This window comes from Flavimobilis sp. BM9 (genome assembly GCF_058313055.1).
This window is the reverse complement of record NZ_JBZEMO010000007.1, coordinates 88975-97344: the sequence shown is the minus strand read 5'-3', so window position 1 is coordinate 97344 and position 8370 is coordinate 88975. Positions and strand designations below refer to the sequence as shown.

Sequence of the window (8370 nt, the reverse complement as noted above, 5' to 3'; positions counted from 1 at the left end):
CCTTCCAGGCCGGCTCGGAGGCAACCGTTCAAACTTACCCGATCCATCCCGCCGTGTCCAATCCGCGTTCCGGGTGAGCCGGAGACTTGGAGGGGATCGGTTGGAGGGCCGGACCAGAACACTACCTCAACGCGGCTCTCACCGCGAATCGTTCGTTCTGGGGGAGTCTGCCCGCGGGACCGGCCTCCAGAGCTTGAGCTCTGTGTCCGTTCCTCCCTGCTGGGCTGACGTGGAAGACACTACGGGGGCGTCGCGACGCAGGTCAAATCCCTGAGCGGTGACCCCCATCACCGTCGATGGTCACCCCCCGCACTGCTCCGGTCAGGCGTGTCGACGTCGCCACGCCACCGCCTCCCACGGACGCAGCGCGACCTCCGCGCCAAGGCTCGGAACGCCGTCGGGCAGGTTGGTCAGCACGACCTCGCCCTCCGTCCAGCCAAGCGCGGACGCGTCCACGCGCGCCGGGCGACCCGACAGGTTCGCCAGGACCAGCAGACCCTCGTCACCGAGAGCACGGGAGTACGCGAACACCTGCTCGTCGTCCAGGAGGTGCATCGTGAGGGTGCCGTCCGAGACGATCGGCAGCTCGTGGCGCAGCCGCACCAGCTCGCGGTAGTGGGAGAACACCGAGGTCGGGTCGTCGACCTGGGCCGCCGCATTGATCATCCGGTAGTTCGGCGTGACCGCGATCCACGGCTCACCCACGGTGAAACCCGCGTTCGAGGAGTCGTCCCACTGCACCGGCGTGCGCGAGTTGTCACGGCCCGCGTACGCGAGCGCCGGCAGAACCTCCGCAGGGTCCTGGCCCCGGACCACGGTGGCCTCGCGGAAGTAGTTGAGCGACTCCACGTCGCGGAAGTCCTCGATGCGCTCCAGGACCGTGTTCGTCATACCCAGCTCTTCGCCCTGGTAGACGTACGGCGTGCCACGCATGAGGTGCAGCACCGTGCCGAGCGCCTTCGCAGAGACCTCTCGGTACTCCTCCGAGTCGTCACCGAAGCGGGACACGGCTCGCGGACGGTCATGGTTGGACCAGTACAGGCTGTTCCAACCGTTCTCCGCGAGACCGTCCTGCCACCGCGCCAGCGAACGCTTGAGCTCCGGCAGGTGGATCGGGCGAGGGTCGAACTTGCCGCCCGGGCCCTCGTCGACCTCCATGTGCTCGAACTGGAAGATCATGTCGACCTCGCGCCGCGCCGGGTCCGTGTACAGCCGCGCCTGCTCGACCGTCGAGCCGGGCATCTCACCGACCGTGAGGAAGCGCGCCGCCTCCTCGTCGTCGCCGAACACCTCGCGGTTGATCTCCGCGAGGAACTCGTCGAGCCGCGGACCGCCCGCGAAGAACGGGAACCCGTTGCCGAACAGCGCGCCGTCGTGCACCTCGCCGTCCGGCAGACCGTCGACCTTGGAGATGAAGTTGATGACGTCCATCCGGAAGCCGTCGACGCCGCGAGCCACCCACCAGCGCATCATGTCGTGGACCGCGCGACGCACCTGAGGGTTCTCCCAGTTGAGGTCCGGCTGCTTGCGCGTGAACAGGTGCAGGTAGTACTCACCCGTCCGCTCGTCGTACTCCCACGCCGGACCCGAGAAGATGGAGCCCCAGTTGTTCGGCTCCGCACCCGGCTCACCCGGGACCGTTCCCGGACGCGCCGGGCGCCAGACGTACCAGTCGCGCTTCGGGTCGTCCTTGCTCGAGCGCGACGACTCGAACCACGGGTGCTCGTCGCTCGTGTGGTTGACGACGAGGTCCATCACCAGCCGGATGCCACGCGCGTGCAGACCCGCGATCAGCTCGTCGAGATCCGCGAGCGAGCCGAACATCGGGTCGATGTCCTGGTAGTCGCTGATGTCGTAGCCGTTGTCGTCCTGCGGGGAGCGGTACACGGGCGACAACCACACGACGTCGACGCCCAGCTTCTCGATGTGGTCGAGGTGCTCGATGATGCCCCGGATGTCACCCATGCCGTCGCCGTTCGAGTCGGCGAACGAGCGGGGATAGATCTGATAGACGACAGCCTTGCGCCACCATCCGCGCTCAGCAGGCAGTCCCGCCCGCTCGGTCGTGATGAGGACGGACTCGTCGGCGGCGGTCATGCGGGAGGCTCCTTCGCGTGCGGGTCAGGCGGCTTGCGCCGCCCGCCCATTGTGGCATCGGAACGATTCGACTCCAAGATGGCCGCCGCGTCGCTACCATGGTTCCGCCAGCACGGGCGCTGGCCCCGGCTTCGTGCCGTCACCCTGGGGAATCCCACCATGTACCTCGAGATCATCGGATGGGTCGGCTCTGCCATCCTCGTCTGGTCCCTCATGCAGACCCGCATCCTGCGGCTGCGCATCTTCAACCTCATCGGATGCTTCATCCACATCGGCTACAACTTCGCGTTCTCCGTGTGGCCGATGGTCGGGCTCAACGTCGTGCTCGCCGTCATCAACATCATCCAGCTACGCAAGCTGCTCCGCGAGCGTCACTCCGAGGACTCGTACGACGTCGTGCCGACGGCGACGGACTCCCCGTACCTCGTGCGCCAGCTCACCCGGCACGCCGATGACATCGCCGCGCTCAACCCCGGCTTCGACCTCGCGAGCGCAACCGCCTCCGGCGAGGCCTACCTCGTCCTCCTCGGCGACGAGACCGTCGGCTATGTGATCCTCGAGGAGCCCACCGACGGCGTCGCGAACATCAAGCTCGACTACGTCGTGCCGCGCTACCGCGACTTCACCCCCGGCGAGTTCGTCTTCCGCCGCTCCGGCCTGCTCTCCGAGCGCGGCTTCCGACGCGTCGCCTCGCGCCCCGGCGTCAAGGACAACGCAGGCACCTACTACGAGGCGCTCGGCTTCACGTACGACCAGTCCACCGACACGTACGTCCTCGACGTCGCCGCCTGAACCAAACACGTCCCGGGAAGCCGCGTCGCCTCCGCCCCTGAAGCCACGGCGCGCCCCCGGATGCAGGAGAGCGCACCCACCGTCTCGTGACGGTCGGTGCGCTCTTCTGCGTCAGGCCCAGACGAGCGCCTGCGCCGGCTCGTGCAAGATCGTCGCGACGTCCGCGAGCACCCGGCTCGCGAGCTCACCGTCGACCAGACGGTGGTCGACGCTCAGCGCCAGCTGCGTGACCCAGCGCTTCTTGATCTTCCCCTTGTGCACCCACGGCTGCTCACGGATCGCTCCGAACGCCAGGATCCCCGCCTCGCCCGGGTTGAGGATCGGCGTACCCGTGTCGATGCCGAACACGCCCACGTTCGTGATCGTGATCGTGCCGTCCGACATGTCCGACGGCGACGTCTTGCCCGCACGGGCCGTCGCCGTCAGGTCAGCGAGACCCTGCGCGAGCTCCTTGAGCGTCATGCGGTGCGCGTCCTTGATGTTCGGCACCATGAGCCCGCGCGGCGTCGCCGCCGCGATCCCGAGGTTCACGTAGTGCTTGTAGACGATCTCCTGCGCGGACTCGTCCCAGCTCGCGTTGATCTCCGGGTGCCGGTTCACCGCGATGAGCAAGGCCTTCGCCGTGATGAGCAACGGCGTGACGCGGACGTCCCGGAACTCCCGCTCCTCGCGCAGACGAGCAACCATCTTCATCGTGCGCGTCACGTCGACCGTGTGGAACACCGTCACGTGCGGCGCCGTGAACGCGCTCGCGACCATCGCCTCGGCGGTGCGCTTGCGCACCGACTTCACCGGGACGCGCGTCTGACGACCCTCCGCGACGACCGCACCCTCCGCCTCCCACGGCACGTCGTCGCCCGGGTAGGTCGCGAGCGAGCGACCCTCGGCGCGGCTCGCGAACTCGAGGACGTCCTCCCGCGTGACGATCTCGCCGGGCCCCGTCGGCACGACGCTCGCGAGGTCGACGCCGAGGTCGCGGGCAAGCTTGCGGACCGGCGGCTTCGCGAGCACCCGGCCAGCCTGCGCCCTGGTCTCCGGCGCAGGAACCGGGGCGCTCGGCGCCACCGCGACCGCCGGCCCCGTCGCGACGGCAGACGTCGCACGACCAGCGGAGGCCGCCGCGCTCGGCGCGGCAGCCCGGGGGCGGCGGCGCGAACCCTGCTCGCTCACGCCGTAGCCGACGAGCACCGCACCCCCCGCAGCATCAGCCTGAGCGGGCGCGCCATCGACCGGCGCACCGCTGCCGGCGGCCGCCGCCGCGGGCGCGTCGCCCGACGGAGCGCCGCCCGGGTCCGTGTCGACGACGACGATCGGCGTGCCGACCTCGACCGTCGTGCCCTCCGGCGCGAGGATCTCCGCGACGACCCCCGTGTACGGGCTCGGCAGCTCGACGAGGCTCTTCGCCGTCTCGATCTCGACGATCGTCTGGTTGACCGTGACCGTGTCACCGACCGCGACGTGCCACTGCACGATCTCGGCCTCGGTCAGTCCCTCACCTGCGTCAGGCAGCAGGAACTGCTGGAACGTGGGCATCGCGGTCTCCTCAGAACGCCAGGGCGCGGTCGACGGCGTCGAGGACGCGGTCGAGGCCCGGCAGGTAGTCGTGCTCGATCTTCGACACGGGGTACGGGGTGTGGAAACCGCCGACCCGCAGGACCGGAGCCTCGAGCGAGTAGAAGCACTCCTCCGTCACGCGCGCAGCCACCTCCGCACCCGTGCCGTGGAAGACGGGCGCCTCGTGGACGACGATGCAGCGGCCCGTGCGGCGCACGGACTCGACGACGGTCGCGAAGTCGATCGGCGAGACCGTGCGCAGGTCGATCACCTCGAGGCTCGTGCCCTCGGCCGCGGCGGCCTCGGCCGCCTTGAGCGCGACGTGCACGGACGGGCCGTACGCGACGACGGTCGCGTCCGTGCCCGGACGCGCCACGACGGCGCGGTTGAGCGTCTCGGCGCCCAGGGTGGCGGGCTCGGCGTGGGGCCCGACGGCGAACGGGACGACGTCGACCGACGCCTTGTCCCAGTAGCGACCCTTGGGCTCGAAGAACAGCACGGGATCAGGGCTCGCGATCGCCTCGCGCATCATCCGGTACGCGTCCGCCGGGTTCGACGGCGAGACCACGCGCAGGCCCGCGGTGTGCGCGAACAACGCCTCGGGGCTCTCCGAGTGGTGCTCGATCGCACCGATACCGCCGCCATACGGGATGCGGACGACGACGGGCAGCTCGGTGCGGCCCTTCGTGCGGTAGCGCATCTTCGCGAGCTGCGTCGTGATCTGGTTGAACGCGGGGAAGACGAAGCCGTCGAACTGGATCTCCAGGACCGGCCGGTAGCCGCGCAGCGCGAGGCCGATCGCCGTCCCGACGATGCCCGACTCCGCAAGGGGCGAGTCGACGACGCGATCCGCGCCGAACTCGGCCTGCAGGCCGTCGGTCACGCGGAAGACGCCGCCGAGGCGGCCGATGTCCTCACCCATGAGGAGGACCTTGGAGTCTTCTGCGAGCGCCTGGCGCAAGCCCGTGTTGATCGCCTTGCCGAGCGTCATCGTCGTCGGGCCCGAGGGGTACGGGGCGACCGCGGGGGTCGTACCCGTGCGGGTCGTCGTGCTCGTCATCGTGCACCTCCGTCAGCGAAACCGGCCTCGTACGTCTCGAAGAGCTGGCGCTCGTGCGTCACCTGGGCGTGCTCGGTCGCGTAGACGTCGTCGAACATCGAGCTCGACACCGGGCGACCGAGCGCACGGACGTGGTCGCGCACGCGGGCGCCCAGCTCGGCCGCCTCCGCGGCGACCTGCTCCGCCCACGCGTCGTCCCACGCGCCCTCGCGGCGCAGCAGTCGCTCGACCCGGTCGATCGGGTCACGGTCACGCCAGAACTGCTCCTCCTCACGGGTGCGGTAGCGCGTCGGGTCGTCCGACGTCGTGTGTGCGCCCATGCGGTACGTGAAAGCCTCGACGAGCGTGGGGCCGCCGCCGGACCGCGCGCGCTCGAGCGCCTCCTGCATGACGGCGTAGCACGCGAGGACGTCGTTGCCGTCGACGCGGACGCCCGGGACGCCGAAGCCCTCGCCGCGGCGGCCGACGGGAACGCGGAACTGCCGGGCGTTCGGCTCCGAGATGGCCCACTGGTTGTTCTGGCAGAACATCACGAGGGGCGCCTGGTTCACGGACGCGAAGACGAGGGACTCGTTGACGTCTCCCTGGCTCGTAGCGCCGTCGCCGAAGTACGTCACGACAGCCATGTCGCGCGTCGGGTCGCCGGTACCGACGAGGCCGTCGCGCTGGACGCCCATCGCATAGCCCGTCGCGTGCAGCGTGTGCGCGCCGATCACGAGCGTGTAGTTCTGGAAGCTGTGCGCCTGCGCGTCCCAGCCGCCGTGGTCGATACCGCGGAACAGGTGCAGGATCTGCGCGAGGTCGACGCCGCGCGTGTGCGCGACGCCGTGCTCGCGATAGGACGGGAACACGTAGTCCTGCGGGGCGAGCGCGCGGCCCGAGCCGATCTGTGCGGCCTCCTGGCCGAGGCTCTGTGCCCACAGGCCGAGCTCGCCCTGGCGCTGGAGCGACGTGGCCTCGTTGTCGAAAGCACGGACGAGGGTCATGTCGCGGAACATGTCGCGGACGTCGGAGAGGGACAGGTGCGCAGCGCGGGCGCGGTACGCGTCCCAACGAGCGTCAGTCGTCCGCTCGCCCTCGTGGTCCACGAGGCGTACGAGATCGTCGTCGTCGTCCGTCAGCCGGGTCACGTCGTCGCTCAAGTCACTCCCGGGGCTCGGCGGCCACGAGGCCGCTGGTGCCGTGCCGCGCAGAGCCGCGCCACGTGGCTACGGTCGCGTAACCTACGCCAGCGTAAGCAGCGGGTGTGCACCAAACCATGCGGGCAGAGACCCGGAATCACCCGGCCATTCTTGTGGGAACCCCACAACCCGCACCACGGGCCAGGACGTTCACCTGACAGCCGTCAGCGCCAGGAGGCCGCAACCTTGAGGAACAGGTCCGTCGCCTCGCGCTCGCCCACGCTCACGCGGATGCCCTCCCCCGCGAACGGGCGCACGACGGCACCCGCCGCGGCCGCCTCAGCAGCGCACGTCGCGGTCCGGTCCCCGAGCGGCAGCCACACGAAGTTCGCCTCCGTCTGCGGCACCGTCCACCCCTGCTCGCGCAACCCGTCGACGAGCCGAGCACGCTCGGCGACGAGCGCCTCGACGCGATCCTCGAGCTCGTCCGTGACCCGCAGGGCCGCGAGCGCAGCCTGCTGCGCGACGTGCGAGACACCGAACGGGGTCGCGGTCGCGCGGATGCCGTCCGCGAGACGCTTGCGCGCGACGACATACCCGACACGCAGACCAGCAAGGCCGTACGCCTTCGAGAAGGTCCGCAGCAGCACGACGTTCGGGTGGTCGGCGAACACCGCGAGCGCGTCCGGGGCCTGCGGGTCGCGGACGAACTCGAGGTACGCCTCGTCGATCACGACGAGGACGTCGCGCGGCACGCGGGCGAGGAACGCGTCGAGCTCGTCGGCGCGGACGACCGGACCCGTCGGGTTGTTCGGGGTGCAGACGAGGACGACCGCCGTCCGGTCCGTGATCGCGTCCGCCATCGCCGCCAGGTCGAGGCGGCCGGCCGAGGCGCCGTCATCGGCGGCACCGTCGAGCAGGGGGACTCGCACCGACTCGCCGCCGGCGACCGCGACCGCGATCGGGTAGGCCTCGAACGAGCGCCAGCCGAAGACCACCTCGTCGCCCGGGTTCACGAAGGCCTCGAGGATGTGGCTGAGCACCGCGACCGAACCGTTGCCGACGACGACCTGGTCCGCGTCGACACCGATGTGCGCGGCGATCGCCTCAGTCAGCTCCGTCGCGTACATGTCCGGGTAGCGGTTGGTCTCCTGGGCCGCATCGATGATCGCAGCGACGATCGCGGGCGGCGGCGGGAAGGGGTTCTCGTTCGACGAGAGCTTGAAGGCCGAGCCGCTCGGGCGGGCACCGGGGACGTAGGCCGGAAGAGCCTCGATCTGGGGACGCAGGCGCACGTGGTCGTTCACGACGCCCAGCATCCCACCCGACACGGCGAGAGTGCGTGGCAGTATCACCACATGGCCTTCGTCCTGCGTGTCCTCGTCAGCGCCTTCGCCATCTGGATCACCAGCCTGCTCGTCGGCGGTTTCGAGATCGTCGGAGGCGACACGACCGGAGCGACCGTCGTCGTGCTCGTCGTCGTCGCGTTCATCCTCGCGGTCGTCAACGCCGGCGTGAAGCCGATCGTCGCATTCCTGTCCCTGCCTCTCTACATCCTCACGCTCGGGCTGTTCACGCTCGTCGTCAACGCGCTCATGCTCCTGCTGACCGCATGGATCACGGGCCACACCGACTGGGGCCTGCGGATCGACGGGTTCTGGACCGCAGTCTGGGCGGCGCTCATCCTCTCGATCGTCTCCTTCTTCACGTCGCTCGCGATCGGCCGCCGCGACAGGGACTGAGCGC

Annotated in this window: 7 protein-coding genes; 2 read left to right on the top strand and 5 right to left on the bottom strand. The window is 70.0% G+C overall.

Annotated elements, in window-relative coordinates:
• Positions 1–321: 321 nt before the first annotated feature.
• Positions 322–2097, bottom strand: a complete 1776-nt coding sequence (locus AC4F3Q_RS12980) for an alpha-glucosidase (RefSeq protein ID WP_491040329.1) — start codon at positions 2095–2097, stop codon at positions 322–324.
• 159 nt (positions 2098–2256) lie between these two features.
• Between AC4F3Q_RS12980 and AC4F3Q_RS12975 the strand changes: the two genes are divergently transcribed.
• A complete protein-coding gene (locus AC4F3Q_RS12975) occupies positions 2257–2889 on the top strand; it encodes a hypothetical protein (RefSeq protein ID WP_491040328.1) in 633 nt (210 codons plus the stop codon).
• A gap of 111 nt (positions 2890–3000) precedes the next feature.
• On the opposite strand, the gene AC4F3Q_RS12970 is transcribed toward AC4F3Q_RS12975, so the two are convergent.
• The 4 genes from AC4F3Q_RS12970 to hisC all read right to left on the bottom strand — a co-directional run bounded on the left by AC4F3Q_RS12970 (position 3001) and on the right by hisC (position 7943).
• Complete coding sequence (locus tag AC4F3Q_RS12970; protein ID WP_491040327.1) at positions 3001–4422, bottom strand: dihydrolipoamide acetyltransferase family protein; 1422 nt, start codon at positions 4420–4422, stop codon at positions 3001–3003.
• Positions 4423–4432: 10 nt separating this feature from the next.
• Positions 4433–5503 carry an alpha-ketoacid dehydrogenase subunit beta gene (locus AC4F3Q_RS12965; protein ID WP_491040326.1) on the bottom strand — a complete coding sequence of 357 codons (1071 nt, stop codon included), beginning with the start codon at positions 5501–5503 and terminating at the stop codon, positions 4433–4435.
• Positions 5500–6645: a pyruvate dehydrogenase (acetyl-transferring) E1 component subunit alpha gene (gene pdhA, locus AC4F3Q_RS12960; protein ID WP_491040325.1), complete on the bottom strand. Its 1146-nt coding sequence runs from the start codon at positions 6643–6645 to the stop codon at positions 5500–5502. Before pdhA ends, AC4F3Q_RS12965 begins: the two co-directional genes overlap by 4 nt.
• 203 nt (positions 6646–6848) lie before the next feature.
• The gene (hisC, locus tag AC4F3Q_RS12955) at positions 6849–7943 is read right to left on the bottom strand and encodes a histidinol-phosphate transaminase (RefSeq protein ID WP_491040331.1); all 1095 of its coding nucleotides are present in this window, start codon (positions 7941–7943) and stop codon (positions 6849–6851) included.
• 39 nt (positions 7944–7982) lie between these two features.
• Here hisC and AC4F3Q_RS12950 point away from each other — a divergent pair, with 39 nt between their 5' ends.
• Positions 7983–8366, top strand: coding sequence for a phage holin family protein (locus tag AC4F3Q_RS12950; RefSeq protein WP_491040324.1), 384 nt, complete (start codon positions 7983–7985; stop codon positions 8364–8366).
• Positions 8367–8370: the final 4 nt, after the last annotated feature.

Bases quoted from the DNA above. Each gene is read 5' to 3' on its own strand.
- AC4F3Q_RS12975 (WP_491040328.1), top strand. From the start codon at position 2,257: ATGTACCTCGAGATCATCGGATGGGTCGGCTCTGCCATCCTCGTCTGG.
- AC4F3Q_RS12950 (WP_491040324.1), top strand. From the start codon at position 7,983: ATGGCCTTCGTCCTGCGTGTCCTCGTCAGCGCCTTCGCCATCTGGATC.
- AC4F3Q_RS12965 (WP_491040326.1), bottom strand. From the start codon at position 5,503: ATGACGAGCACGACGACCCGCACGGGTACGACCCCCGCGGTCGCCCCG.
- hisC (WP_491040331.1), bottom strand. From the start codon at position 7,943: ATGCTGGGCGTCGTGAACGACCACGTGCGCCTGCGTCCCCAGATCGAG.
- AC4F3Q_RS12980 (WP_491040329.1), bottom strand. From the start codon at position 2,097: ATGACCGCCGCCGACGAGTCCGTCCTCATCACGACCGAGCGGGCGGGA.
- AC4F3Q_RS12970 (WP_491040327.1), bottom strand. From the start codon at position 4,422: ATGCCCACGTTCCAGCAGTTCCTGCTGCCTGACGCAGGTGAGGGACTG.